Raw genomic sequence first — 24,345 nt, 5'->3', positions numbered from 1 at the left:
CATGGCGACGACCACCGACCCGCTCGTCATCGCGGGCACCGAGCTCGGCTCCCGGCTGATCATGGGCACCGGGGGCGCGCCCAGCATGCAGGTGCTGCGAGAGGCGCTCACCGCGTCCGGGACGGAGCTGACCACGGTCGCGATGCGGCGGGTGGACCCGTCCGCGCGCGGCTCGGTGCTGGACGTCCTGTCGGACTGCGGGATCCGGGTCCTGCCGAACACGGCGGGCTGCTTCACCGCCGGGGAGGCCGTCCTGACGGCCAAGCTCGCCCGCGAGGCACTCGGCACGACCTGGGTGAAGCTCGAAGTGATCGCGGACGAGCACACGCTGCTGCCCGACCCGATCGAGCTGGTGGAGGCCGCCGAGCAGCTCGTCGCCGACGGGTTCACCGTGCTGCCGTACACCAGCGACGACCCGGTCCTCGCGCAGCGCCTGGAGCAGATCGGCTGCGCCGCGGTGATGCCGCTCGGCTCCCCCATCGGCTCCGGCCTCGGCATCCGCAACCCGCACAACATCGAGCTGATCGTCGAGCGGGCGGGCGTGCCGGTGATCCTGGACGCGGGGCTCGGCACCGCGTCCGACGCCGCTCTGGCCATGGAGCTCGGCTGCGACGCCGTGCTCCTCGCGACGGCCGTGACCCGCGCGCGACACCCGGCTCGGATGGCCGCCGCGATGCGGCACGCGGTGGAGGCCGGGCGCCTCGCCCGGCTGGCCGGCCGGATCCCGAAGCGCCGCTACGCCCAGGCGTCCTCCCCCTTCGACGGGCTCGCCACCTCTTAGAAACGCTAAAGGTTCCCCTGTAGAAGTATTCGCTGGACCTGAACACTCCGCACCGTGAGACTGGGCCCGTCCACCGGTGGCCGTGCCGCAACCCGGCAGGTCGCTTCGGTGTTCATGGAAACGACCCGAACCTAAGGTGCGAGACATGCAGCAGGAAAGCGGACGCGTCGACAAGCTCGCGATGGCGGCCGCCACGATCACGGTGGTGTGCTGGGCGTCGGCGTTCGTCGCGATCCGCAGCGCGGGCGCCGAGTACAGCCCAGGCGCCCTTGCCCTCGGCCGGCTCCTCGCCGGGTCGGTGGTGCTGGGCTCGCTCCTGCTCATCCGGCGCGAAGGGCTGCCGCCCAGGGGCGCGTGGCCCGGCATCGTCACGGCGGGCATCCTGTGGTTCGGCGCCTACATGGTCGCCCTGAACTGGGGCGAGCAGCTGGTGGACGCGGGAACCGCCGCCCTCGTCGTCAACAGCGGGCCGATCCTCATCGCGCTCCTCGGCGGCTGGCTGCTGAACGAGGGCCTGCCGCCCCGGCTGCTGGCCGGCATGGCCGTCTCCTTCGCCGGCGCCGCCGTGGTCGGGCTGTCGATGTCCGGCGAGGGGCGCTCGTCCGTCGGCGGGGTGCTGCTGTGCGTGTTCGCCGCCGTCGCCTATGCGGCGGGCGTCGTGAGCCAGAAGCCCTCGCTGCGGCACGCCTCGCCGCTGCAGTTCACCACGTTCGCGTGCGCCATCGGCGCGGTGGCCTGCCTGCCGTTCTCCGGGCAGCTGGTCTCCGAGGCCGCGCACGCCCCGGCCGGCGCCACCCTCAACATGATCTATCTGGGCGTCTTCCCGACCGCGATCGCGTTCACGACCTGGGGGTACGCCCTCGCCCGCACGTCCGCCGGGAAGATGGGCGCCACCACCTACGCCTCCCCCGCCCTCGTCGTCGTGATGTCGTGGCTGTTCCTCGGCGAGGTCCCCGGCCTGATCACGCTGGCCGGAGGCGTCCTGTGCCTCGCCGGCGTGGCCGTCTCCCGCAGCACCCGCTCCCTGCGCCGCCGCGTCCCGGCCGTCACCCCGGAACCGGCCGTCCCGGCGGCGTCAGCCTCGGGGCTCATCGATGCTCATACTCGCGAGTGATGAGAACCTCGCCGATTCGGCCGTAAACTCGCACCGATGGACGCGACGGTTGCCGATCCACTCGTCGGGCGCGTGCTCGACGGGCGCTACCGCATTGAGTCCCGCATCGCACGCGGTGGCATGGCCACGGTCTACGTGGCGCGCGACGTCCGGCTCGACCGGACCGTCGCGATCAAGGTGATGCATGCCGGGCTCGCCTCCGACGAGGACTTCGTCGCCCGCTTCATCGGCGAGGCCAAGGCCGCGGCGGCGCTGTCCCACCCGAACGTCGTCGCGGTCTACGACCAGCGCACCGACGGCGAGCACACCTTCCTGGTCATGGAGTACGTCGCGGGCCACACGCTCCGCGACGCGCTGAACTCGCTCGGCCGGCTCGGGCCGCGCGCCGCGCTGGAGATCATGATGCCGGTGCTGGCCGCCCTCGGCGCCGCGCACCGCGCCGGGCTCGTGCACCGCGACGTCAAGCCCGAGAACGTGCTGATCACCGAGGACGGCCAGGTCAAGGTCGCCGACTTCGGCCTCGCCCGGGCCGAGACCGCGAGCAAGATGACCAAGACCGGCATGATCATCGGGACGGTCGGCTACCTGGCCCCCGAGCAGGTGCTGGCCGGCAGCGCCGACGTCCGCTCCGACGTGTACGCGGCCGGGATCATGCTGTTCGAGCTGGTCACCGGGCACCTGCCCCACCAGGGCGACACGCCGCTCGCCGTCGCCTACAAGCACGTGAACGAGATCGTCCCGCCGCCGTCCAGCGTCGTCCCTGCCCTGCCCCCGCAGGTGGACGCCCTGGTCACCGACGCGACGAGCCACGACCCGGCGCGCCGCCCGCAGGACGCGAACCAGTACCACGCCGAGGTCGCCGAGGTGTTCGGCGGCCTGCCCCGCGACTTCGACCGGCGCGTCGAGGAGGCCTCGCGCAACCCCACCAGCGTGTTCGAGGCACCGGCCCAGGGGCGCACCGCCGTCCTCGACGCGACCACGCTGCCGGCCGAAGCACCTCGGCGCACCCGCACCGACCGCGCCATCGGGGTGCTGACCGGCCGGTACGTCCTGGTCGCCATCGGCACGCTCGCCGCGGTGATCCTCGGCTGGGCGGTCTGGTACCAGACGTCCGGCCAGTACGAGCACGTCCCGTCGTCGATCATCGGGATGAAGGTCGCCGACGCCCGCGACCAGCTGGAGTCCTCCGGCCTGGAGGTGCGGACCGCCAAGGCGGTCTACGACGACCGCGTCCACAAGGGAGGCGTCGCCAAGTCCGACCCGCCCGCGGGCGCCCGCATCGCCAAGGGCGAGCCGGTCACGCTGACACCCTCGAAGGGCATCACGCCGATCGAGGTGCCGGACGTCCGGAACAAGACCCTCCCGGACGCCACGAAGACCCTGGAGGACAAGGGCTTCAAGGTGGGCCGGACGAGCAGGAGCCCGTCGCAGACGGTCGCCAAGGACAAGGTCATCAGCACCGACCCCGACGCGGGCGAGAAGCAGTCCCCCGACGACCCGGTCGCCGTCGTCGTCTCCACCGGCATGTCGATGCCCGACCTCGTCGGCGAGAACGGCGACGCCGCCGCCAACCAGCTGCGCTCGATGGGCCTGGACGTCACCGTCCAGAAGAGGCAGGTGGACGGCAAGGAGCCGAACACGGTGGTCGAGCAGGCCCCCGCCGAGGGGACCGGCGTCTCCCGCGGCGACGACGTCACCATCGTCGTCAACAAGCGCGACTGCATCGTCGACGCGGGCCCCTTCCAGTTCGGCTGCGACGACGGCGAGGAGAAGAAGGTCCCCGTCCCGGACATGACGGGCCGCAGCGTGGACGACGCGAAACGCGCCCTGGAGGACTCCGGCTTCCGGGTCACCGTGGCGGGCTTCGGTGGCGACCGGGTCCGGTTCCAGTCCCCGAACAGCGGCGAGGCGCCGCGCGGCTCCACCGTCACGATTTTCCGGGGCCCCTGACCGGCTAGGCTGAACCGGCCATGACCTCACCGAAGAGCCCCGTCGGGGCGCATGTTCCCGTGGCCGGCGGCCTCGCCACCGGCGGCCTGAAGTACGCCGCCGAGATCGGCGCCGAGGCGATCCAGGTCTTCGTCGCCAACCCGCGCGGCTGGGCCCTCCCGGAGGGCAAGCCCGCCGAGGACGCGAAGCTCCTGGCGCAGGACGTCCCCGTCTACGTCCACGCCCCGTACCTGGTGAACTTCGGCTCCCCCACGCCCGAGACCCTGGCCAAGTCCATCGCCACGGTCCGCCATTCCCTCACCCGGGGCCGCGCCATCGGCGCCCGCGGCGTCGTCGTCCACACCGGTTCCGCGGTGACCCAGACCTACGACGCGGCCATGGCGCAGATCCACGAGCACGTCCTCCCCCTCCTCGAAGAGATCCCCGAGGACGGTCCCGACCTCCTCCTGGAGCCCATGGCCGGCCAGAACAACATGCTCTGCGCCAAGGTCCAGGACCTCGGCCCCTTCTTCGAGAAGCTCGAAGACCACCCGAAGCTCGGCGTCTGCTTCGACACCTGCCACGCCTTCGCCGCGGGCCACGACCTGGCCGCCCCCGGCGGCGTCAAGGACACCCTCGACGCCCTCGTGGCCACCGTGGGCGAGGGCCGCCTCAAACTGATCCACGCCAACGACAGCAAGGACGCCTGCGCCTCCGGCCGGGACCGCCACGAGAACATCGGCGCCGGCCGGATAGGCGAACCGCCGTTCGCCGACCTCTTCCGCCACCCCGCCGCGGCCGGCCTCCCCTTCATCATCGAAACCCCGGGCCGGGCCCCCGCCCCCCACGCCGAAGACATACAAACCCTGAAACACCTACGCGACACCTGAGATCGCGAAGCCAGGTTCGAGCGAAGTAAGAACAAGATCGCGAAGCGAGCCGCAAGGCGAGCCGAAGCAGATCGAAAAACCCGCACCCGCGCGCCAACCGGCACCCACTACTCCGCCGACCCAAGCCACCACCGCGACCACACGACAACCTGGGGACCGCGATCGCGTCCGAAGGCAGGTTCAAGCGAAGCGAGAACCTGATCGCGCAGCGAGCCGCTAGGCGAGTCGGAGCGATGCCAGCGATCGCCCGCTTTTGTCGACGATGGAGGGCGCCCAGCGCCCGAAGGAGGAGAAAAAGCAATAAATACGAGCTCGGGCGCCGCTGGACAACCCCCCGACTGTTCAGCGACGCCCGAGCCACAGGCCGCCGGATCCCACCCCCCCGGTACGGGATCCCGCGACTCACGATCCGGGTTGAACCGGATCTCCGGATTTGCTCTTGTGGGAGGGTTCGCGGCCGGGGGCCGCCCGCCCCTCCGGAGCGGTGTGTCATTGAGAACACTAGAGGGGTGATTCCACGGTTGGACCCCTGGGAAGCACAAGGCTCGGTAAACGGTGCGTAGTCATAGACATGCGTAGCGTAGTCACGCGGTGAGCGGTCGGTTCGGGGGGACGAGCGGTCTCCCGCTCAGTGCGCGGCGGCGTCCTCGGGGAGGTGCAGTTTCCTCAGGGCGCGGTCGGTGCCGCGGGGGACGCGGTGGCGGGTCAGCAGGGACACCGCGACCATGGCGGTGAAGGCGGCCGGGACGACGATCAGGGCGGGCGCGGTGAGCAGGGCGGCCGTCCAGCCCGTTCCGGCGCCGTGCAGCAGGCGGACGATGCCCGCGGTGACGGCGGCGCCGGCGCCGAGGAGGAGTCCGGTGGCGGCGCCGGCGGCGGTGAGGCCGCGCCACCAGATGCCGAGGACGAGCAGCGGGCACAGGGTGCACGCGGAGACGCAGAGCGCGGTGGTGACGAGGGCGGCCGCGCTCTGCGGGCCGATCCTCGGCAGGAGGACGAGCGGTGCGCCGAGCGCGAGGACGACGCCGGCGCGGAAGGCGGTGGCGCCGCTGCGGCGGCGGACGCCCTGCGCGATCGTCCCGGCGATGGCGACGGCGAGCCCGCAGGACGTGGAGATGAACGCGGCGAAGGCGCCGGCCGTGATGAGGCCGGTGAGCAGGGCGCCGGCCGGTCCGGGGGCCATCCGCTGCGGGAGCAGGAGGACGGCCGCGTCGGTGTCGCCGGTCATCAGCAGTTCGGGCGCGTAGATGCGCCCGAGTGCCGCGTAGACGGTGGGGAAGACGTAGAACAGCGCGAGGAGGACCGGGATGAGGGCGGCCGTCCGGCGGGCGGCGCTCCCGCAGCCGTTGGTGTAGAAGCGCATCAGGATGTGGGGCAGGCCCATGGTGCCGAGCAGGACGCCGAGGAGCGCCGAGTAGGTGCCGAACAGCTCGTGGTCCTCGTCGCGGCCGAACGGGGTCGCCCACGCGTCGTGGGCTTGCAGGGGCAGGCGGTCGGCATGGGGCACGGCCGCGCCCTCCGGGAAGACCACCTCGGTCTCGCGGCCGATGGTGTGCGGGCCCTCGGTGAGGGAGACGGCCTCGCCGCGGCGGCGGACGCCGTCCAGCCGGCCCTGCGCGGTGACGGTGACCGGCACGGGGACGGTCACCGCGACGTCGGTGCGCACGTGGACGCGGGTCGTCCGGTCGAACCGCGGCGGGCCGTCGCCGACGGGGGTGGGGGCGCCGTGCAGCTTCCAGGCGCCGAGCAGCGCCGCCGCGGAGACGGCGACGACGGCCAGCTTCACCCAGAACTGGACGGCCTGGACGGAGGTGATGCTGCGCATCCCGCCGCCGGAGCCGACGAGCGGGAACGTGACCGCGACCACGACGGCCCAGCCGGCCCAGACCGGGGCACCGGTCAGCACGCGCAGGGTGACGCCCGCCCCCTGGAACTGCGGCAGGAGGTAGAACCAGCCGATGCAGCAGACGCAGCACGTGACGATGCGCCGCACGGCCGGGGAGCCGAGCCGCCACTCGGCGAAGTCGGAGACGGTGTAGGCGCCGGACCGGCGCAGCGGCGCCGACACGAACGCCAGGAGCAGGACGTACCCGGCGGTCGCCGCGACCGGGAGCCACAGCATGTCGGCGCCGTAGGCGAGCACCAGCCCCGCGGTGCCGAGGAACGCGGCGGCGGAGATGTACTCGCCGCCGACCGCGGAGGCGTTCCACCAGGGGCTGACGCCCCGCGAGGCGACCCGCAGGTCGGAGGTGGTGCAGGCCGAGCGGCGGGCGTGCGCGCCGAGGAGGGCGGTCATGCCGAGCAGGGCGGTGAGCGCCGCCGCCGCGGCCGCCGCGGTCACCGCCGTCCCGCCGTCCCGGTGAGCTCGCGTTCGGCGCGTTCGGCCCGTCTCAGCTGCCGGAACGCCACCGCGACCCACACCGGCTGGATGCCGAGCGCGAGGACGGCGCAGGACAGCGGAACGCCGCCCACGCGCGCCCGCGCGACCGCCGGGACGAGCGCGAGCAGCGCGGGCAGCCCCGTCACCACGGCCATGACGATCGCGGCGGTGCCGAGGGCGATCCGCAGCTGGGCGCGGATCAGGGCGCGCGCCTCCGCCTCCCCCGGCCGCGGGGCGGGCGGGGCGCACGGCCGGCCGGGATGGGACGGCTCGCCCGGGTCGGACCCGGGCGGTTCGGAGCCGGTCGCGGGGGCGTCCGGCGGCGCGGCGCCGGACGTCTCGGCGATCACGGCGCGGCGCTCATCGGCCATCGCGGGCCTCCCCCGCCGGGGCGCCGTCCTCGCCCGGCTGGTGGAACCGGCGGACCAGCAGGTCGCGCACCTCGCGGGTGTGGCGGCGACTGACCTGCAGCAGCTCGTCCCCGATCTGGACGGCCGCGCGGCCCCCGTCGAAGCGCAGCTCGGTGATGTGCGCGGACGCGACCAGCGTGCTGCGGTGGATGCGGATGAACCCGGCGCCCTCCCACCGCTTCGTCAGCACCGACAGCGGCATCCGCACGAGGTAGCCGCCGTCGGCGGTGTGCAGCCGGACGTAGTCGCCCTGCGCCTCGACGTGCGTGACCGTCCGGCGGGAGACGAGCCGGGTGCGCCCGCCGAGCTCGACGGGGATCATCTCGTCGGCGGGGTCGAGTCCGGCGTCCTCGGCGTGTGGGGCCGGGCGGTGCGCGGCCGCCGCCACCCGGCGGACCGACTCGGCGAGCCGCTCCGGCCGGACGGGCTTCAGCAGGTAGTCGAGCGCGCCCAGCTCGTAGGCGGTGACGGCGCAGTCGTCGTGCGCGGTCACGAACACCACGTGCGGCGGCGCGGCGAAGCCGGTGAGGAGCCGGGTGAAGTCGAGCCCGTCGAGGCCCGGCATGCGGATGTCCAGGAACACGGCGTCGAGGTGCTCTCCCTCCACGAGCATGCGGCTGAGGTCGCGCAGCGCGGACGAGGCGTCCCCCGCGCCAGTGACCCGCCCGATCCGGGAGTCCCTGCGCAGCAGGTACGTCAGCTCCTCCAGGGCGGGGCGTTCATCGTCGACCGCGAGGACGTGAAGCATGGGGGTGACTTTGCCGCGATTACCGTCTGTCCGCAATCGATTCCATGAAGTGAGTTCCGTACCGCCCGCGCGGCGGGCGTCAATCCGGGAACACGCCCGGACGATATTTCGGGATACGCAGATTGACCTTGGTCCCGGCGCCGAGAGCGGTCTCGACGGTGAGCCCGTACTCGTCGCCGTAGACCTGGCGCATGCGCTCGTCGACGTTCGCGAGCCCGATCCCGGGGCCGCCGTCCTGCCGGGCCCGGGTCGCCACGCTGCCCCAGCCGGTCGGGCCGGGACGGCCGAGCGGCGCGGAGAGGATCTCCTGGAGCCGCTCGGGGTCCATGCCGACCCCGTCGTCCTCGACGCTGATCGCGGCCTCGGCACCGGAGTCGCGGGCCACGATGGAGATGTGGAACGCCTCGCGCTCCCCCGCCATGCCGTGCCGGATGGCGTTCTCCACGAGCGGCTGGAGGGCGAGGAACGGGACGGCGACCGGCAGCACCTCCGGCGCGATCTCGACCCGGCAGCGCAGCCGGTCGCCGAACCTTGCCCGCTCCAGCAGCAGGTAGCGGTCGAGGGAGCGCAGCTCGTCGGCGAGGGTGGTGAAGTCGCGGGGGTTGCGGAAGGAGTAGCGGGCGAAGTCGGCGAAGTCCAGCAGCAGCCCGCGGGCCCGGTCGGGGTCGGTGCGGACGAACGAGGCGATCGTGGTCAGCGAGTTGTAGACGAAGTGCGGGGAGATCTGCGCGCGCAGCGCCCGCCGCTCGGCCTCCGCGAGCCGGACCCGGGCGGAGTCGAGCCCGGCCAGCTCCAGCTGCCCGGTGACGAGCCGGGCGGCCTCGCCGACCGCGCGGACGCGCGCCGCCGACGGGCCGTCCCAGTACGCGGCGAGCGCCCCCTCGACGCGTCCCTCGACGGTGAGCGGGGCGACCATCGCCGCCCGGACGCGGCACCGCGCGGAACCGCAGCCGAGCACCTCCGGCGCGATCACGCGGGGCCGGGCCGACGCGAGGACGGGCAGGACGTGCCCGACGGCGTCGGCGGCGTGGGCGGCGCGGCCCGCGCCGTCCCAGGCCAGCAGCCGGGGCGCGGCCCGCCCCGCGCCCTCGCCGGAGCCCGCGCCCTCGCCGGTCGCCGCGCCCTCATCGGAGCCCGCGCCGCCGTCCGGGACGGCAGCCGGCGCGCGCACCGCGACCAGCGCGACCGCCTCGGCGCAGAGCAGCACGCGGAGGCGCCGGGCCGCCGGGCGCGCCGCGTTCTCCGTCAGCCCGGCGCGCAGGGACGGGGCGGCGCGCGCCACCAGGTGCAGCGCGGCGAACGCCGCCGCCTCGCCCGGGTCGGCGTGCGCGCGGCGCGGCGGGGGGAGCCGGCGGCGCAGCGCCCCGACCCCGGCGGCACCGGCGGCCGTGGCGCACGCGACGGCGTCCGCGACGGACGGTATGACCATGGCAACGTACGGTAACGGCTGCCGCCCGCCCAGGTGCGGTCGTTGCTCATTTACGAAGGTCTCGGATGGGCCACGGCCCGCGCCCCCGGCGGGGGCTCACGTCACAGCGGCGGAGACTCGCCCTCGTCCTCCTGGTAGGAGTAGCGCTGCTCGTGCCACGGGTCGGCGACGTTGTGGTAGCCGCGCTCCTCCCAGAAGCCGCGCCGGTCCTTCACCAGGTACTCGACGCCGCGGACCCATTTCACGCTCTTCCACGCGTACAGGTGCGGGACGACGATCCGGACGGGGAAGCCGTGGTCGGGGCTGAGGCGCTCGCCGTCGCGGTGGGTGGCGAACATCGTCCCGTCGGCGAGGAAGTCGCTCATCCGGATGTTGGCGCTGTAGCCGTACTCGGCCCAGACCATCACGTGCGTCACGTCCGGCGCGGGCGGTGCCATCTCCACGAACGCCGTGCCCGGGACGCCCTCCCACTCGTTGTCCGGGATCGTGAACTTGGTGACGCAGTGGAAGTCGGCGACCGACCGCATCCTCGGCAGGGCGTCGAACTCGTCCCAGGTCCAGCGGTGCTGCTCCCCCGACTCGGTCGCGCCGAAGACCCGGAAGTCCCAGTCCTTGGGACGGAACTTCGGCACGGGGCCGTAGTGCAGGACGGGCCAGCCCCGGGGGACGTACTGGCCGGGCGGCAGATCGCGCGGCCGCGGTGCGGGCTGTTCGGGGTCGCTCATGACGCGGCCATCCTGCCATCCGGAGTGAGCTGAGCCATATCCGGGGGTGCGTGCGGGCCCCCGTCCCGGCGATCGGCTACGCTGAACCCGTGCGCAACGTCGTGTATCTGTTTTGGTTCGACCAGCCCGGGCGGCTGGTCTGCCAGACGCTGCGCTGACAGACCACAGGCGAAAGCCCCGGGCCGGCCGGCCCGGGGCTTTCGTCGTCCCAGGGGCCGGAGCCGGGTTCCCGGGCGTAGAGGAGAGGCAGCACACCCATGGTCGTCGTCATGGCCCCGGAGGCCAGCGAAGCGGATATCAAGGCCGTCGTCTCACTGGTCGAGACGGCAGGGGGTGACGCCTTCGTCAGCCGCGGCGTGGAACGGACCATCGTCGGGCTGGTCGGCGACGTCCAGCAGTTCGGCACGCTGAACCTGCGCGGCATGCGGGGCGTCAGCGACGTCATCCGCATCTCGGCGCCGCACAAGCTGGTGAGCCGCGAGAACCACGCCGAGCGCTCGGTCGTCCGGGTCGGCGGCGTGCCGATCGGCCCCGGCACCATGACGCTGATCGCCGGCCCGTGCGCGGTGGAGACCCCCGAGCAGACCCTCGGCGCCGCGCAGATGGCGCAGGCCGCGGGTGCGACGCTGCTGCGCGGCGGCGCGTTCAAGCCGCGGACGTCGCCGTACGCGTTCCAGGGGCTCGGCGAGGCCGGGCTGCGCATCCTCGCCGACGTCCGCGCGGAGACCGGCATGCCGATCGTCACCGAGGTCGTGGACGCCGCCGACGTCGAGCTCGTCGCGTCCTACGCGGACATGCTGCAGATCGGCACCCGCAACGCGCAGAACTTCGCGCTGCTGCAGGCCGCGGGCGAGTCCGGCAAGCCGGTCATGCTGAAGCGCGGGATGAGCGGGACGATCGAGGAGTGGCTGATGGCCGCCGAGTACGTCGCGCAGCGGGGCAACCTCGACATCGTGCTGTGCGAGCGGGGCATCCGCACGTTCGAGCGGGCGACCCGCAACACCCTGGACATCTCCGCGGTGCCGGTGGCGCAGCGCCTCTCCCACCTGCCGGTCATCGTGGACCCGTCCCACTCGGGCGGCAGCCGCGACCTCGTCCTGCCGCTGACCCGCGCCGCCATCGCGGTCGGCGCCGACGGCGTGATCATCGACGTGCACCCGCACCCGGAGACCGCGCTGTGCGACGGACCGCAGGCCCTGGTGGACGGCGATCTGCGCGAGCTGGCGAAGGTGGTCCGCGACCTGCCCCCGCTCGTCGGCCGCACCCTCACCCAGGCCGAGAACTCGGACGCCGTCCCCGCCTGATCCGCGGTTCATTGTGGGGGGCCGACCCCCCACACCCCCCGGCAAGATCAGCGAGGCGGTATCGTCCCTTCCATGGCTTACTGGGCACCTGATTGCGGGCCGCCGCGCTCCTGACGGGGCGCGGCGACCGCGACTCTGCCGACGACCGGCACGGCCCGGCGCGAACCGCGCCCGGCCGTGTCGTCCTGCGCCCCGAATCCGGAGCCCCCTTCCGATTCGAGCCCAGGAGCCTTCTCCGTGTCACAGCGCACGTCCCTTCGGCATGCGTCCGAAGAGCACGCTTCCTCCCGTAACCGGCGCGGCGGCGCCGACGTCCTGCTCGCGGCGTCCCTGTGGGGGACGACCGGGACCGTCCGCACCTTCGCCGACGGCGCGTCCCCGTACTCGATCGCGGCGATCCGCATCGTCGTCGGCGGCCTCATGCTGCTCGCGCTCGCCGCGTCGAGGCGCCGCGGCGCCGGGCTGCGCCGGCTGCTGCGCGAGCGCCGCAACCTGCCGCTCATCGGGCTGGGCGCGGTCGCGATCAGCGTGTACCAGACGGCCTTCTTCGTCGCCGCCGGGCGGACCGGCGTGGCGGTCGGCACCGTCGTCACGATCGGCGGCGCGCCCGTCTTCGCCGGCCTGATCGGGCTGGCCGTCCGGCGGTCCGCGCCGGGAGGCCGCTGGATGCTCGCGACCGCCGGCGCCGTGGCGGGGTGCGCCCTGCTCGTGGGCGGCGGCCGGGACGCGGGCGCCGAGCCGCTCGGCATCGCGCTGGCCCTGCTGTCCGGGTTGTCGTACGCGGTGTACGCGACGGTGGCGTCCGTCCTCATCACCCGGGGCGAGGAGGACCGGGCCGTGGCCGGAGCGCTGTTCGGCACCGCGGCCGTCCCGCTCTTCGCGGTGCTGCTGGCCGGCTCGACGAGCTGGCTGGCGACGGGGACGGGCGCGCTCATCGCGCTCTACCTCGGCGTCATCACGACGGGCGGCGGCTACCTGCTGTTCGCCCGGGGCCTGCGCACGACCCCCGCCACCACGGCGACGACGCTGACCCTGGCGGAGCCGGCGGTGGCGGCGGTGCTCGGCACCGCCGTGCTGGACGAGCGTCTCGGCGGCCCGGCGCAGGCCGGTCTCGTGCTGCTCGCAGCGAGCCTGGTGGTCCTCGTCGCGCCCGTCCGATGGAAAACGCGGCGGTAACGAATTGGTCTGAACCATTGGCCGGGCCGGGCGCGGCGGGGATGATGGCCGGCATGACAACGGGCGATGGTGACGCCGGGGGGCGGCTGTTCCCGGAGGATCTGGACGGTGTCGACCCGGTCGCCGCCGTGATGCTGGCGGACGCGTGCCGAGCCGCGTCCGCCTACCCGGAGCCGGTGGTGGTCGGCGCGCTGTTCACGGCGGCCGAGCGCGTCCCCGGCGGCTGGCAGATCGTGTGCCCGTGCGACCCGCTGCCGCAGGGCGCGCGGGAGCTGCTGGCCGTCCATCTGGAGGACCTCGCCGCGCTGTGCGGCGGCGCCGAGGCGCGCGTCCTGCTCGACGCGGCCCGGACGCTGCAGCGCGCACCGTCCGACGACGTCGTCGCGGGCGCGCGCCGGTTCCGGATCGTGCGGATCGAGCAGCTGGTCCGCACGGGCCCGGACGGCCCGGAGCCGCCCCGCCCGACGGACCTGGACCCGCTGCCCGCCCGCCGCGTCCCGCCCGGCCGCCCGTACGAGCTGCTGCCCGACGACGACCCGGCGGCCGGCGGCGCGGCGGCCGAGCTGCTCCACCGGGTGCTGGAGGCGGCCGCCGGCGCCGAGCCGCCCGGCGCGTTCCTCACCCCGGTCGCGCTGGCGCCGGTCTTCACGGTCGCCGAGCGCGGCGAGAAGCGCTGGCGCCCCGTGGGGCGGCTGTACGACGCGCCGCAGCAGGCCCGCGACTCGCTGGTCACCTACTTCCGGCACGTGGTGCCGGCGGTGGAGAGCCCCGCCGCGACGGACCTCGAACGCTTCGCGGAGGCGGCGGAGCTGATGGAGGCCGAGACCCGCCGCAACGGCATCGCCGTCGCGGGCCGCCGCTTCCGCATCGTCCGCATCGAGCGCATCACCCTGATGGGCCACGACGGCCCCGAGGCCCCGCGCGCGTCGGACTTCGACGCCCGCTGATCTTGCCGCGGGCGTGGGGGCGCCCCCCACGATGAACCGTGGTCAGGCGGGCTGGTCGGCGTAGGCCGGGCGGTGCTCCTGGACGGACTCGGCGAGCTGGTCGGCGAGTTCGCCGACGTCGAGGCGCTTCTCGATGCGGTGCAGGTCGTCGATCTTGGCGCGGGTCTCGGCGCGGCGGGGCGCGAGGACGGTGCAGCAGTCCTCGTCGGGCAGCTCGGAGATCGACAGGGTGCGGATGCGGCGGGCCTGGTCCATGATCTCGATCTTGTCCATGCCGACGAGCGGGCGCAGGATGGGCAGCTCGACGGCGTCGTCCAGCGCGGTGATGTTGGCGAGGGTCTGGCTGGACACCTGGCCGAGCGCGTCACCGGTGATCAGCGCGGAGCCGCGCAGGCGGCGGGCGAGCACCTCGCCGGTGCGCAGCATCAGCCGGCGCTGCGCGATCACCGCGAGCCGGTCGGCGCCGGACGACTTGATCTGCTGCTGCGCCTTGCCGAACGGCACGACGAACAGCCGCGACCCGCCCTGGAACTTGTCCAGCTCGCGGACCAGCGCGTACGCCTTGTAGATCGACTCGGGGCCGGTGAACGGCATGCCGGAGAAGTGCAGGTAGTCCACGCGCAGGCCGCGCCGCATCATCCGGTACGCGGCGACGGGCGAGTCGATGCCGCCGGACATCAGCACGAGGGCGCGGCCGCTCATCCCGACCGGCAGGCCGCCCTGGCCCGGCAGGCCGCCGGAGTAGACGAACACCTCGTCCCGGTCGACCTCGATCGACAGGGTGTGCTCGGGGTCCTTGAGCCGGACGGGCTGGCCGTAGCGGGCGGTGAGGAGCGCGCCGACGTGCCGGTCCAGCTCGGTGGACGTCATCGGGAAGCGCTTGTCGCGGCGGCGGGACCGGACGGCGAACGTCCCGGTGCGGCCGTCCATCAGCTCCAGGGCGGCGCGCTCGACGCTGGGGAGGTCCTTGCCGACCCGCCAGGCGCGGTGCGCCCACACGATGCCCATGACGTCGGTGATCCGCTGCGCGACCCGCTCCATGGTGGCGAGGTCGGCATCGTGCTTGCGGACGATGAACACGCCGTGGCGGCGGACGACGTCGACCCGGGCGATGGGGCGGACGGCGTTGCGCACGTTGTCGGCGAGGCGGCGTTCGAACTGCTCGCGGTTCTTGCCCTTGAGGACGACCTCACCGAGCTTGAGCAGCACACACGGCTCGCCGTCCACCGGCGACTGCTCCCGGACGTCCGCCGGCGCGGTGTCGAGCGTGGTCATGCGTGGTCCTCCTGGCGGGAACAAGTCGGGGTCGAAGCCAGTGTCGCCCAAAAACGGCGACACCGCGAACGGGTAACGGCGCGCGCGAGGCGCGGCATTCCCGCCAGGAGGGCCGCGGTCAGCCGAAGAAGACCTCGGACTCGGAGTAGCGCTCCAGCGGGACGGTCTTCAGCTCCTTGGTCGCCTGGTCGAGCCCGACGCGGACGATGTCGGTGCCCTGCAGCGCGACCATCTTGCCGTAGTCGCCGTCCTTGACCGCGTCGATGGCCTGGAGGCCGAAGCGGGTGGCGAGGACGCGGTCGAACGCGGTGGGCGTGCCGCCGCGCTGGATGTGCCCGAGCACGGTGGCGCGGGCCTCCTTGCCGGTGCGCTTCTCGATCTCGTCGGCGAGGGCCTGGCCGATGCCGCCGAGCCGGACGTGCCCGAACGCGTCGCGCTCGCCGGTCTGCAACTGCATCTGCCCGTCGACCGGGTGGGCGCCCTCGGACACCACGATGATCGGCGCGTACCGGGTCTTGAACCGGCTCTCCACGTACTGGCAGACCTTCTCGATGTCGAAGGGCCGCTCGGGGATCAGGATGACGTTGGCGCCGGCGGCCATCCCGACGTGCAGCGCGATCCAGCCCGCGTGCCGGCCCATGACCTCGCAGATCAGCGCGCGGTGATGGCTCTCGGCGGTGGTGTGCAGCCGGTCGACGGCCTCCATGCCGATGTTCACCGCGGTGTCGAACCCGAAGGTGTAGTCGGTCGCGTTCAGGTCGTTGTCGATCGTCTTCGGGACGCCGACGACGTTGACGCCGTTGCCGTACAGCTCGCGCGCGACGCCGAGGGTGTCCTCGCCGCCGATGGCGATCAGCGCGTCCACGCCGAGCCCGGCGAGGTTGTCCTTGATCCGCTCGATGCCGCCCTCGACCTTGACCGGGTTGGTCCGGGACGAGCCGAGGATCGTCCCGCCGCGCGGCAGGATCCCGCGCACGGCCTGGACGTCGAGGGCCACGGTGTCGCCTTCGAGGGGACCGCGCCAGCCGGCCCGGAAGCCGACGAACTCGAAGCCGTACTCCTGCACGCCCTTCCGGACGACCGCGCGGATCACCGCGTTCAGCCCGGGGCAGTCGCCGCCACCGGTCAACACTCCGACGCGCATGCCGCCACCTTCTCCAGCCACCGGTCTCCTCCCTCGATCGACATGCTCAGACTAGCCGCCGGCATGCGGCGGCGCGGGTTTTCGCCGGGTGTCCCGGCGCGCCGCCATTGGTCTAGACCATAGCCCGTCCGCGGGGTGCCCGGCACACCCTTCGGCCGCACCGCCGGAGGTCAGCCCCGCGAACCCCCGCGGAACGTCCGGACCCGCCCCCGGAACTGCACCGCCACTCCCCCGCCGACCCTCCGGACGGCCGCCCGGCGCGGGCGCGGCGGGGAAGCGCCGTCGTACGACCACCGGATCTCGGCGAGATCGAGTTCCCGCGCCGCGTCCCCGGAGAGGCCGCCGCGGCGCGACCGCGCGAAGTCGAAGCCGTCCCGGAAGGACCCCTGAGTGGGCCGCTCGGCCGCCCAGCGCGCGAAGACGGCCTTCCAGGACGTCCCGTACGAGCCTGCCAGCGCGGGCCAGGAGCGGGCCACCTCCCCCGCCCGCTTGAGCAGGATCCCGTGCGCGGCCGCCCGGACCGCACCGGCGTCGAACCCGGCCGGCATCGGCCCGCCGGCCGTCATCGCCCGCACGAGCGCCTCCTGCGCCGCCGCCAGGTCCGCGTCGAAGCCGCTCATGTGACCGCCCGCGCCCCGGAGGCGGCGGCGATGGCGTCCAGTTCGGCCTGGAGCTCGCCGGCGGGCGGGTAGCGGCCGTCGCGCTCCAGCAGGAGGCCGGGCGGGCGGTGCCGGGCGCACAGCTCGCCGATCAGGTCCAGGACCTCCGGCGGGACGGCGGCGGCGTGCGTGTCGTGGTAGCGCCCGCCTTCCTCCGACCCGCCCGCGACGTGGCAGTACGCGATGCGGTCGAGGGGCAGCCGGTCGAGGAGGGCGGCGGGGTCCTCGCCGCGGTTGCGCGCGTTGGCGTACACGTTGGCGACGTCCAGCAGGAGGAGGGCACCGGTCCGTTCCAGTAGTTCGGTGAGGAAGTCGCCCTCGGTGTACTCGGCGTCCGGCCAGTCGAAGAGCGTGGCGATGGGCTCGACGGCCAGCGGGACGGGCATCTCGGCCTGCGTCCGGCGGATGTTGGCGGTGAGCGCGTCCAGCGCCGCCCGGGTGCGCGGCACCGGCAGCAGGTGCCCGGCCTCGATGCCGCCGGCCCGCACGAACGCGATGTGCTCGCTCACCAGCGGCGCGCCGAGCGCCTCCGCGCAGGCGGCCAGGTGCGCGACCCGCTCCGCGGCGACCGGCCCGGCCCCGCCCAGCGACAGCTTCACCCCGTGCGGGACGATCCGCACCCCGCGGTCGCGCAGCGCGAGCAGGTCGGGCGCCGGATGCGCCGGGTGCACGGACTCGGCGATCACCTCGGTGAAGCGCAGCCCGGGCAGCGCGCCGACGAACCCGGCGATCTCCGGCCGCCACCCGATCCCCACGCCGAGATCCGGCAGGTCAGCCGCCGCCACCGCAGCCTCCTCCCCCTCCGCCGCCTCCACAGCCCCCGCCTCCTCCGCCGCCGCAGCCGCTCCCGCCGCCGCACGAGCCGCCCCCGCCGCAGGACGACGAGGAGCACACCGAGGCGGTGGAGGAGCAGGACGAGCCCGAGTACCCGCCCGAGGTGGCCGCGACGCCGGTCAGCTCCAGGTACCGGCCGAGCCCGGCGGTCTGCGCGAACATCGGGTCGAACGCCATCAGCGCGGCCGTGCCGAACAGCGCGACGCCCATCAGCACCGACGGCGCGGCGAGCCCGACGTACACCGGCGTGAGCGCGGGGTCGAGGTGCGGATTGGCCTCCTTGATCCGGTCGACGGCGCGCGCCCCCTCCTCGGTCCGCTCGTCGCCTGATCCGAGGGCGGCGCCTCCCGCGATGGCGAGGCCGAGCAGCGCCGCGATGGGGAGGAGGACGCCCGGGAACCCGCCGAACACGCCGGTCACGACGAAGCTCCCGAAACCGATCAGCATCCATCCGTAGAAGACCGCCGAGAAGATCCGCAGCCGGCGCCGCGCGGCCTCCGGGACCACCATGCCCTGCGCGACCAGGCCGTCGCGGAGCTGGTCGAGCGCGGCGCGGACGCCGGCGTCGGCGGTGAGGCGGGCGAGCGTCGGGGCCCCGCCGCCGACGATCGCCGCGTAGACCGCCGCGTCCAGCGGCTTGCCCGCGGCCCGCGGACCGTCGCCGGCCGGCCCGGTCGCCACCAGCCCGCCGTCGGCGTAGGCGTCGACCGCCCGGTCGAGCCGCAGCGCCGTCACCGACGCGGCGATCGCGTGCCGCCCGCCGCCGTGCAGGTAGGCGACCTCGTACGGGTGCAGCTCCCGGCCCGGGGGCCCGCCCCGGACCAGCTCGGCCCGCATCCTCCGCAGGATCGCCAGCAGCACGATGCCGACCAGGATGTGGGCCGCGAGGAACCCGAGTTCGAGGCCCCAGATTTCGTCCATCATGGCGCGCTCCCGTTCCGACGAACGTTCCCACGATCAGACGCCCGCGCGGCCGTGCGGGTTCATCGCGGCCCGCTACTCCTCGTCGTCGAGGCCCTTCTCGATGGCGTAGCGGACGAGTTCGACCCGGTTGTGGAGCTGGAGCTTGCCGAGGGTGTTCTGCACGTGGTTCTGCACCGTCCGGTGGGAAAGGACGAGGCGCTGCGCGATCTGCTTGTACGTCAGGCCCTTCGCGACGAGCCGCAGCACCTCGGTCTCGCGCTCGGTCAGCCGGGGGGCGTCGTCGTCCTCGCGGGCGGGCGCGGCGGCGAGGCGGCGGTACTCGCCGAGGACGAGCCCGGCGAGCCCGGGGGTGAAGACGGCGTCGCCCTCGCCGGTCCGCCGGACGGCGTCCAGGAACTCCTCGCGGGCGGCGGACTTGAGCAGGTAGCCGGTGGCGCCCGCCTTGACCGCCTCCAGGACGTCCTGCTGCTCGCCGCTCGCCGACAGCACCAGCACCCGGACGGGCGGGTCGGCCGCGGCGAGGCGGCGGGTCACCTCGACCCCGCCGATGTCGGGGAGCTGCAGGTCGACGACGGCGACCTGCGGGCGCGCCGCGGCGGAGACGCGGACGGCGGCGCGGCCCTCCCCGACCGCCGCGACCACCTCGTGGCCGGCCTCGGCGAGGTCGCGGGCCACCGCCTCGCGCCACATCGGATGGTCGTCCACGACCATGACCCGGAGGGGAACGTCGCTCACGGTCACACCCTAGGCCGGGACCGGCGGGCGCGGCACCGTCATCTCGATCTCGGTCCCCTCGCCCACCGCGGTGAAGACCGTCACCGTGCCGCCGAGGTCGGCGATCCGGCCCCGGATGGACTGGGCGACGCCGAGCCGCCCGCCCGCCGCCGCCTGCTCCAGCCGCCCGGCGGGCATCCCCGGCCCGTCGTCGCGGACGCTGACCGTGACCTCGCCGGCGCCGTCCTCCAGCAGCACCCACGCGCGGGCGCCCTCGCCGCAGTGCCGGCGGACGTTGTCCAGCGCCGCCGCCACCGCCGCCTCGATCTCGCGGGCGGCGTGCGCGGGCAGCCGGACCTGCGTCGCGGGCGTCGACACCGTGACGGACGTGGACGCGTGCCCGGTCAGCAGCGGGCGCAGGTCGGTGTCCGGCCCCGGTGCCGCCCCCGACCGCGCGGGCGCGGTCGGCGCCGCCGCGGGACCGGAGCCGATGAGGGACCGCAGCGCCGCCTCCTGCTCGCCCGCCAGCCGGCCCAGCTCGGCCGCCTCCCCGCCGAGCTCGCCGCCGCGGCGCTGCACCATCGCCAGCACCTGCAGCACCGAGTCGTGGATGCGGCGGGCCAGCCGCTCCCGCTCCCGGGTGGCCGACTCCAGCTCGACGGCCCGCGCCAGCCGCGCCTCCGCGTCCAGCGCCAGCCGGACGACGTGCCCGACGACGAGCCCGGCGAGGAACAGCAGCACGATCCCGTTGAACGTGGTGGTGCCGATGCCGCCGCTCGTCCCGGCGAACACGTGCACCAGCAGGTTCGCGAGGGCGAGGACGAGCGCCGCGGCGATCCCGCGCCGCCGCCCGCCCGCGACCGCCCACGTCAGCACCGCCGCCGCCACCCATGAGACCGGCAGCGTCGGCCGGCCGGCCGCGATGTTGGCCGGCGTCTCCACCCACGCCGTCGCCACCACGCACGCCGCCGCGACCGCGAGATCCGCGGCCAGCAGCGGCCGCCCGCGGCGGCGCGGGTCGCTGAAGGCGAAGACGGCGTAGCCCGTCCACACCACCATCACGGCGAGGACCGCCCAGCCGCCGAGCGGGTGCGCGTACTCGCCGGAGTTCATCGCGATCACGACGGCCGCGTAGCACAGGGCGAGCCCGCGGTAGACCGCCACGGCCCGCCACAGCGCCGTCTCCAGGCCCATCAGCCCGGGCACGGACGCCCCCCGATCCGCTCCGCTCATCCCGACTCCCTCCGGGGTAGCCCCCACCCCCGGTTCACTCTCGCTCCCTCAGCCTCGGTCGCTCGGTCGCTCAGACGCGATCGCTCAAACCCCCGTCGTCCTCCTCCGGCCGTACCTCCTTGCCGGACATCTCCGCCTTCACCTCGGCGGCGTACCGGTCCACGTACTCCTGGCCGGACAGCTCCCTGATCGCCTGCATGATCTCGTCGGTGATCTCGCGGAGCACCTTGCGGTCGTCCTCCTGCCCGTAGTAGCGGGAGAAGTCCATCGGCTCGCCGAACCGGACACCGGGCCGGACGCCGGGCCGCGGGTACGGCTTGCCGGGCGGCATCAGCGCGAACGTGTTGATCATCGCCATCGGGATCACCGGGACGCGGGACTTCAGGGCCAGCCGCGCCACCCCGGTCTTGCCGCGGTACAGCCGCTCGTCGGGGGCCCGGGTGCCCTCCGGATAGATGCCGAGCAGCTTGCCCTCGCCGAGGATCCGCAGCCCGGTCTGCAGCGCCGCCTCCGCCGCGTCGCCGCCGGTCCGGTCGACCGGCACCACGCCCACGCCGGTGAAGAAGCCCTTGCTGATCAGGCCCTTGATCCCCCGGCCGGTGAAGTACTCGCCCTTGCCGATGAAGTAGATCGGCCGCATCAGCGGCAGCGGCCCGAAGAAGTGGTCGGCGAACGACAGGTGGTTGCTCACCATCAGCGCCGGGCCCCGCTTCGGTACGTTGCGCATCCCCCGGTTCCGCGGCCACCACACCAGGTACAGGATCGGGGACAGGACGATCCTCAGCAGGATCCAGAACCAGAGCATGCGGGCACCTTCCTCGGACCGGCCGCCCTGGGGGCGGGCGCGCTTCCGATCCTGGCCGACGGGGAGATGATGGGACATCTTCCCACTCCCCGTCCCACCTATCTACCGGCCGGTACCGCGCGGCGGAACCCGGCCGGGCCACGGCGGCGGGCCGGGAATGAACGTAGGCTCTGAACGGTAGAACTCAATCGGGTGCGCCCGGGGGCTTGTCCCGGGCGGCGCAGCGAATACCGTGGGACACACGTTTCGGGGTGTCCGGGAGTGCCTCCGCAGGCGGAGCGCGACCGGACACCACATGTCAATGGGGGGAGCGGAGGCCGTCATGCCGGTGCTGTCGGTCACGCCGGAGTCGTCGAAGGAGCCGGCCCCGTGAATCGCCGTGGCAATGGACTGTCAGCGGAGACCTACGCCCCACTGGTCGACCTCGCGCCGCATCTGGCGGACGCGATGCTGGCGGCCCTCGGCGAGGCGGGCGTCGCGGCCTACGCGGCGTCGCCCTCCGGCCTCCCGGAGCTCCCCGAGCCGGCCGCCGAGCCGGTCGCCGGCGACGTCCTCGACCGGCTGTACGTCGACGTCGACATGAAGCCCGCGGCCGAGGGCATCCTGCGCGTCCACCTCGCCCGGCTGCGCGAGGCGTCCGCCCGCGGCGCGGACGACCGCCCCGACACCGAGCGCTCCGACGCCGACCGTCCCGACGCCGACCGCACCGACCCTGCCGAGCGCACCGAGACCGACCTGGCCGACCCTGGCGGCACCACCGCCCGGCTGCCGGACGGCGCGGCGGGCGGCGCCGCCGAGCGCGACGAGGACGCCATCTGGGCCGAGATCGTCGCCGGGTTCGACGACGTCCCCGAGGGCGACGACGTGCCGTGGCCGGACGAGGAGAACCTCCGCGAGCCCGACCCCCGGGACGAGGGCGAGGACCGGACCGGGCGCCTCCCCCGCGCCCGGGTGATCAAGCCGGCCGACGAGGTGCCGGAGTTCCCGCCGGAGGAGGACCTGGAGGGTCACTACGTCCCGCCCCCTCCCCCGCCGCTGCCGTCCGCGGACCCGCTCACCAAGGGCGCCTGGATCGCGCTGATCGGCGGCCCGCTCTACCTGCTGGTCACGGTCATCCTCGACTGGGAGGTCCCCGGCTGGGCCGCGTTCCTCGCCGTGGCGGCCTTCATCGGCGGCTTCGTCACCCTCGTCCTGCGCATGGGCGACGAGCCCCGCGACCCCGACGACGGCGCCGTCGTCTGATCAGTCCGGGCCGGGGATCCGCAGGTCCGCCACCAGGGGCCGGTGGTCGGTCGCGAGGACGTAGTCGTCCCCGCCGGGCGGCACCCCGCACCCGATGATCTCCACCTCGGGGTCGGCGAAGACCGCGTCGATGCGGCGGCGCGGGTTCCGGGCGGAGAAGGTGAGCTCCTCGCCCGCCGGGCGGACCGCGTAGGCGTCCCGGAGACGCCGGGTGAGCCGCGACCACGACTCGCCGCCCGGTTCCTCGTTGACGTCGCCCGCGAGGACCACGGGGGCGCCGTGGCGCTCGCGGGCGCGGTCCAGATGGGCGAGGATCTCGTCGACGTGCCGCAGGCGCGGGCCGTCCCGCAGGTCCAGGTGGGTGCTCGCGGCGATGAGCCGCCGCCCGCCGATCTCCAGGACCGCGACGGCGAGGGCCCGGCGGTGCAGGTCCGGGTCCGGGGTGAGCAGGTGGAACTCGCGGGCGACGCGCCGGACGCGCGGCGCGGCCAGGACGGCGAGCCCGCAGGCCCGCCGCCCGGCCGCGATCCGCAGCCCGCAGGCGCCGGCGAGGCGGCGGCGCCGGAGCCGCCAGCCCCAGAAGCGCGGGACCTCCTGGAGGCACACCGCGTCCGGTCCGATCGCGCGGACGACGCGGGCCACCGCGGCCCGGTCGTCGCGCAGCGACCGGATGTTGTAGCTCAGCAGCCGGACGGGCGCCACGCCTAGACGATCACGTCCTGCAGGGGGCGGACGCGGGCCAGGTCCGCGGCGCCGACGATGCCCGCCGCGGAGCCCAGCTCGGCGATGCGGATGTCGGGCAGCGGGCGGTGGCCGCGGCCGGTGAGGGCGTCCTCGAACGCGGAGCGGATCGGGTCGAGCAGCAGGTCGCCGGCGTCCGACAGGCCGCCGCCGATGATGAAGGCGCCCGGGTCGAGGATCGCGCTGAGGTCGGCCAGGCCCTGGCCCGCCCAGTGCGCGATCGTCCGGAAGCACTCCAGCGCCGCCTTGTCGCCCTCCCGGGCCGCCTGCGACACCTCGGGGCCGCTGATGCCCTCGGGGCGGCCGTCGCCGAGCTCCAGCAGGCGCCCCGCCATCGCGGGCGCCACCCGCGCCAGGTCGCGCGCCTCGTGCACGAGGGCGTTGCCGCTGGCGTACTGCTCCCAGCAGCCGCGGTTGCCGCAGCCGCAGCGGCGCCCGTCCGGGACGACCCGGAAGTGGCCCATCTCGGCGCCGATCCCGAACCGGCCCCGGTACAGCTCGCCGTTGATGATGATGCCGCCGCCGATGCCGGTGCCGAGCGCCACCAGCACGAGGAAGTTCTCCCCCCGGCCGGCGCCGAACCGGGCCTCGCCCCACGCGGTGGCGTTGCCGTCGTTCTCCACCACGACCGGCAGCCCGACGAGGCTCTCCACCTTCTCCTTGATCGGCTCGTCGCGCCAGGCCAGGTTCGGCGCGAACAGCACGGTGGAGCGGGTCTCGTCGACGAAGCCCGCCGTGCCGAGCCCGACCGCCGACACCTCCTCGTACTTGCCCTTCAGCAGGTCGACGACCTCGGCGATGGTCTCGGCGGTCTCCTTCGGGTTCGTCGAAGGCGTCGGCCGGCGGACCTTCTCCAGGATCGTCCCCCGGTCGTCGACGACCCCGGCGGCCACCTTCGTGCCGCCCACATCCACGCCGATGGTCAGGGCCATGTAACGCTT

Annotated in this window: 23 protein-coding genes; 8 read left to right on the top strand and 15 right to left on the bottom strand. The window is 74.3% G+C overall.

Going from position 1 to position 24,345, the window contains the following annotated elements; translation table 11 throughout:
* Position 1: 1 nt before the first annotated feature.
* From ABGB11_RS06885 to ABGB11_RS06870, 4 genes are all read left to right on the top strand, one after another.
* The gene (locus ABGB11_RS06885; protein ID WP_347629964.1) at positions 2–781 is read left to right on the top strand and encodes a thiazole synthase; all 780 of its coding nucleotides are present in this window, start codon (positions 2–4) and stop codon (positions 779–781) included.
* A 145-nt stretch (positions 782–926) separates the two neighbouring features.
* Complete coding sequence (locus tag ABGB11_RS06880; protein WP_347629962.1) at positions 927–1,895, top strand: DMT family transporter; 969 nt, start codon at positions 927–929, stop codon at positions 1,893–1,895.
* Positions 1,896–1,931: 36 nt separating this feature from the next.
* Positions 1,932–3,845, top strand: coding sequence for a Stk1 family PASTA domain-containing Ser/Thr kinase (gene pknB / locus ABGB11_RS06875; RefSeq protein ID WP_347629960.1), 1,914 nt, complete (start codon positions 1,932–1,934; stop codon positions 3,843–3,845).
* A gap of 20 nt (positions 3,846–3,865) precedes the next feature.
* Entirely contained in the window at positions 3,866–4,714 is an 849-nt protein-coding gene (locus tag ABGB11_RS06870) for a deoxyribonuclease IV (RefSeq protein WP_347629959.1), read from the top strand.
* Between the two features lie 628 nt (positions 4,715–5,342).
* Here ABGB11_RS06870 and ABGB11_RS06865 read toward each other — a convergent pair.
* The 5 genes from ABGB11_RS06865 to ABGB11_RS06845 all read right to left on the bottom strand — a co-directional run bounded on the left by ABGB11_RS06865 (position 5,343) and on the right by ABGB11_RS06845 (position 10,406).
* Positions 5,343–7,055 (bottom strand): cation acetate symporter, encoded by a 1,713-nt coding sequence (locus ABGB11_RS06865; RefSeq protein WP_347629957.1) that lies wholly within the window; start codon positions 7,053–7,055, stop codon positions 5,343–5,345.
* Positions 7,052–7,465, bottom strand: a complete 414-nt coding sequence (locus ABGB11_RS06860; RefSeq protein WP_347629955.1) for a hypothetical protein — start codon at positions 7,463–7,465, stop codon at positions 7,052–7,054. Before ABGB11_RS06860 ends, ABGB11_RS06865 begins: the two co-directional genes overlap by 4 nt.
* The gene (locus tag ABGB11_RS06855) at positions 7,455–8,252 is read right to left on the bottom strand and encodes a LytTR family DNA-binding domain-containing protein (RefSeq protein ID WP_347629953.1); all 798 of its coding nucleotides are present in this window, start codon (positions 8,250–8,252) and stop codon (positions 7,455–7,457) included. The genes ABGB11_RS06860 and ABGB11_RS06855 overlap by 11 nt, the downstream gene beginning before the upstream one ends.
* A 79-nt stretch (positions 8,253–8,331) precedes the next feature.
* On the bottom strand, positions 8,332–9,681 hold the full coding sequence (locus ABGB11_RS06850) for a histidine kinase (RefSeq protein ID WP_347629951.1): 1,350 nt from the start codon (positions 9,679–9,681) through the stop codon (positions 8,332–8,334).
* Positions 9,682–9,782: 101 nt separating this feature from the next.
* On the bottom strand, positions 9,783–10,406 hold the full coding sequence (locus ABGB11_RS06845; protein ID WP_347629949.1) for a sulfite oxidase-like oxidoreductase: 624 nt from the start codon (positions 10,404–10,406) through the stop codon (positions 9,783–9,785).
* 257 nt (positions 10,407–10,663) lie between these two features.
* Here ABGB11_RS06845 and aroF point away from each other — a divergent pair, with 257 nt between their 5' ends.
* The 3 genes from aroF to ABGB11_RS06830 all read left to right on the top strand — a co-directional run bounded on the left by aroF (position 10,664) and on the right by ABGB11_RS06830 (position 13,833).
* Entirely contained in the window at positions 10,664–11,710 is a 1,047-nt protein-coding gene (gene aroF, locus ABGB11_RS06840; protein WP_347629947.1) for a 3-deoxy-7-phosphoheptulonate synthase, read from the top strand.
* Between the two features lie 237 nt (positions 11,711–11,947).
* Complete coding sequence (locus ABGB11_RS06835; RefSeq protein WP_347629945.1) at positions 11,948–12,886, top strand: EamA family transporter; 939 nt, start codon at positions 11,948–11,950, stop codon at positions 12,884–12,886.
* Positions 12,887–12,939: 53 nt separating this feature from the next.
* Positions 12,940–13,833, top strand: a complete 894-nt coding sequence (locus ABGB11_RS06830) for a DUF5954 family protein (RefSeq protein ID WP_347629943.1) — start codon at positions 12,940–12,942, stop codon at positions 13,831–13,833.
* A gap of 42 nt (positions 13,834–13,875) precedes the next feature.
* Here ABGB11_RS06830 and thiI read toward each other — a convergent pair whose 3' ends face one another.
* The 8 genes from thiI to ABGB11_RS06790 all read right to left on the bottom strand — a co-directional run bounded on the left by thiI (position 13,876) and on the right by ABGB11_RS06790 (position 21,421).
* Positions 13,876–15,108, bottom strand: a complete 1,233-nt coding sequence (thiI, locus tag ABGB11_RS06825; protein WP_347629941.1) for a tRNA uracil 4-sulfurtransferase ThiI — start codon at positions 15,106–15,108, stop codon at positions 13,876–13,878.
* A 118-nt stretch (positions 15,109–15,226) separates the two neighbouring features.
* Positions 15,227–16,252 (bottom strand): 6-phosphofructokinase, encoded by a 1,026-nt coding sequence (locus ABGB11_RS06820; protein WP_347629939.1) that lies wholly within the window; start codon positions 16,250–16,252, stop codon positions 15,227–15,229.
* Positions 16,253–16,422: 170 nt separating this feature from the next.
* Positions 16,423–16,872: a hypothetical protein gene (locus ABGB11_RS06815; protein WP_347629937.1), complete on the bottom strand. Its 450-nt coding sequence runs from the start codon at positions 16,870–16,872 to the stop codon at positions 16,423–16,425.
* Positions 16,869–17,696 carry a DUF692 domain-containing protein gene (locus tag ABGB11_RS06810; RefSeq protein ID WP_347629935.1) on the bottom strand — a complete coding sequence of 276 codons (828 nt, stop codon included), beginning with the start codon at positions 17,694–17,696 and terminating at the stop codon, positions 16,869–16,871. Before ABGB11_RS06810 ends, ABGB11_RS06815 begins: the two co-directional genes overlap by 4 nt.
* Positions 17,683–18,669, bottom strand: coding sequence for a TIGR04222 domain-containing membrane protein (locus ABGB11_RS06805; protein ID WP_347629933.1), 987 nt, complete (start codon positions 18,667–18,669; stop codon positions 17,683–17,685). Before ABGB11_RS06805 ends, ABGB11_RS06810 begins: the two co-directional genes overlap by 14 nt.
* Before the next feature lie 72 nt (positions 18,670–18,741).
* Complete coding sequence (locus ABGB11_RS06800; protein WP_347630539.1) at positions 18,742–19,380, bottom strand: response regulator transcription factor; 639 nt, start codon at positions 19,378–19,380, stop codon at positions 18,742–18,744.
* 33 nt (positions 19,381–19,413) lie between these two features.
* Positions 19,414–20,616 carry a DUF5931 domain-containing protein gene (locus ABGB11_RS06795; RefSeq protein ID WP_347629931.1) on the bottom strand — a complete coding sequence of 401 codons (1,203 nt, stop codon included), beginning with the start codon at positions 20,614–20,616 and terminating at the stop codon, positions 19,414–19,416.
* 70 nt (positions 20,617–20,686) lie between these two features.
* Positions 20,687–21,421, bottom strand: a complete 735-nt coding sequence (locus ABGB11_RS06790) for a lysophospholipid acyltransferase family protein (RefSeq protein WP_347630537.1) — start codon at positions 21,419–21,421, stop codon at positions 20,687–20,689.
* Positions 21,422–21,790: 369 nt separating this feature from the next.
* Here ABGB11_RS06790 and ABGB11_RS06785 point away from each other — a divergent pair, with 369 nt between their 5' ends.
* On the top strand, positions 21,791–22,663 hold the full coding sequence (locus tag ABGB11_RS06785; RefSeq protein ID WP_347629929.1) for a hypothetical protein: 873 nt from the start codon (positions 21,791–21,793) through the stop codon (positions 22,661–22,663).
* Here ABGB11_RS06785 and ABGB11_RS06780 read toward each other — a convergent pair whose 3' ends face one another.
* A complete protein-coding gene (locus ABGB11_RS06780) occupies positions 22,664–23,365 on the bottom strand; it encodes an endonuclease/exonuclease/phosphatase family protein (protein ID WP_347629927.1) in 702 nt (233 codons plus the stop codon).
* 2 nt (positions 23,366–23,367) lie between these two features.
* Positions 23,368–24,336: an ROK family glucokinase gene (locus tag ABGB11_RS06775; protein ID WP_347629925.1), complete on the bottom strand. Its 969-nt coding sequence runs from the start codon at positions 24,334–24,336 to the stop codon at positions 23,368–23,370.
* Between the last annotated feature and the right edge of the window lie 9 nt (positions 24,337–24,345).

It is taken from the genome of Actinomadura sp. B10D3, assembly GCF_039871695.1.
GTDB lineage: Bacteria > Actinomycetota > Actinomycetes > Streptosporangiales > Streptosporangiaceae > Spirillospora > Spirillospora madurae.
The sequence above is the reverse complement of the archived record's forward strand: the minus strand, read 5'-3'. Positions and strand labels throughout refer to the sequence as shown.

What these genes read in the sequence shown, in the direction of transcription:
- ABGB11_RS06830 (WP_347629943.1), top strand. Translation starts at nt 12,940, where the DNA reads ATGACAACGGGCGATGGTGACGCCGGGGGGCGGCTGTTCCCGGAGGAT.
- pknB (WP_347629960.1), top strand. Translation starts at nt 1,932, where the DNA reads ATGGACGCGACGGTTGCCGATCCACTCGTCGGGCGCGTGCTCGACGGG.
- ABGB11_RS06880 (WP_347629962.1), top strand. Translation starts at nt 927, where the DNA reads ATGCAGCAGGAAAGCGGACGCGTCGACAAGCTCGCGATGGCGGCCGCC.
- ABGB11_RS06860 (WP_347629955.1), bottom strand. Translation starts at nt 7,465, where the DNA reads ATGGCCGATGAGCGCCGCGCCGTGATCGCCGAGACGTCCGGCGCCGCG.
- ABGB11_RS06795 (WP_347629931.1), bottom strand. Translation starts at nt 20,616, where the DNA reads ATGAGCGGAGCGGATCGGGGGGCGTCCGTGCCCGGGCTGATGGGCCTG.
- ABGB11_RS06775 (WP_347629925.1), bottom strand. Translation starts at nt 24,336, where the DNA reads ATGGCCCTGACCATCGGCGTGGATGTGGGCGGCACGAAGGTGGCCGCC.
- thiI (WP_347629941.1), bottom strand. Translation starts at nt 15,108, where the DNA reads ATGACCACGCTCGACACCGCGCCGGCGGACGTCCGGGAGCAGTCGCCG.
- ABGB11_RS06885 (WP_347629964.1), top strand. Translation starts at nt 2, where the DNA reads ATGGCGACGACCACCGACCCGCTCGTCATCGCGGGCACCGAGCTCGGC.
- ABGB11_RS06805 (WP_347629933.1), bottom strand. Translation starts at nt 18,669, where the DNA reads ATGATGGACGAAATCTGGGGCCTCGAACTCGGGTTCCTCGCGGCCCAC.
- ABGB11_RS06870 (WP_347629959.1), top strand. Translation starts at nt 3,866, where the DNA reads ATGACCTCACCGAAGAGCCCCGTCGGGGCGCATGTTCCCGTGGCCGGC.
- ABGB11_RS06850 (WP_347629951.1), bottom strand. Translation starts at nt 9,681, where the DNA reads ATGGTCATACCGTCCGTCGCGGACGCCGTCGCGTGCGCCACGGCCGCC.
- ABGB11_RS06800 (WP_347630539.1), bottom strand. Translation starts at nt 19,380, where the DNA reads ATGGTCGTGGACGACCATCCGATGTGGCGCGAGGCGGTGGCCCGCGAC.
- ABGB11_RS06790 (WP_347630537.1), bottom strand. Translation starts at nt 21,421, where the DNA reads ATGCTCTGGTTCTGGATCCTGCTGAGGATCGTCCTGTCCCCGATCCTG.
- ABGB11_RS06815 (WP_347629937.1), bottom strand. Translation starts at nt 16,872, where the DNA reads ATGAGCGGCTTCGACGCGGACCTGGCGGCGGCGCAGGAGGCGCTCGTG.
- ABGB11_RS06855 (WP_347629953.1), bottom strand. Translation starts at nt 8,252, where the DNA reads ATGCTTCACGTCCTCGCGGTCGACGATGAACGCCCCGCCCTGGAGGAG.
- aroF (WP_347629947.1), top strand. Translation starts at nt 10,664, where the DNA reads ATGGTCGTCGTCATGGCCCCGGAGGCCAGCGAAGCGGATATCAAGGCC.
- ABGB11_RS06845 (WP_347629949.1), bottom strand. Translation starts at nt 10,406, where the DNA reads ATGAGCGACCCCGAACAGCCCGCACCGCGGCCGCGCGATCTGCCGCCC.
- ABGB11_RS06820 (WP_347629939.1), bottom strand. Translation starts at nt 16,252, where the DNA reads ATGCGCGTCGGAGTGTTGACCGGTGGCGGCGACTGCCCCGGGCTGAAC.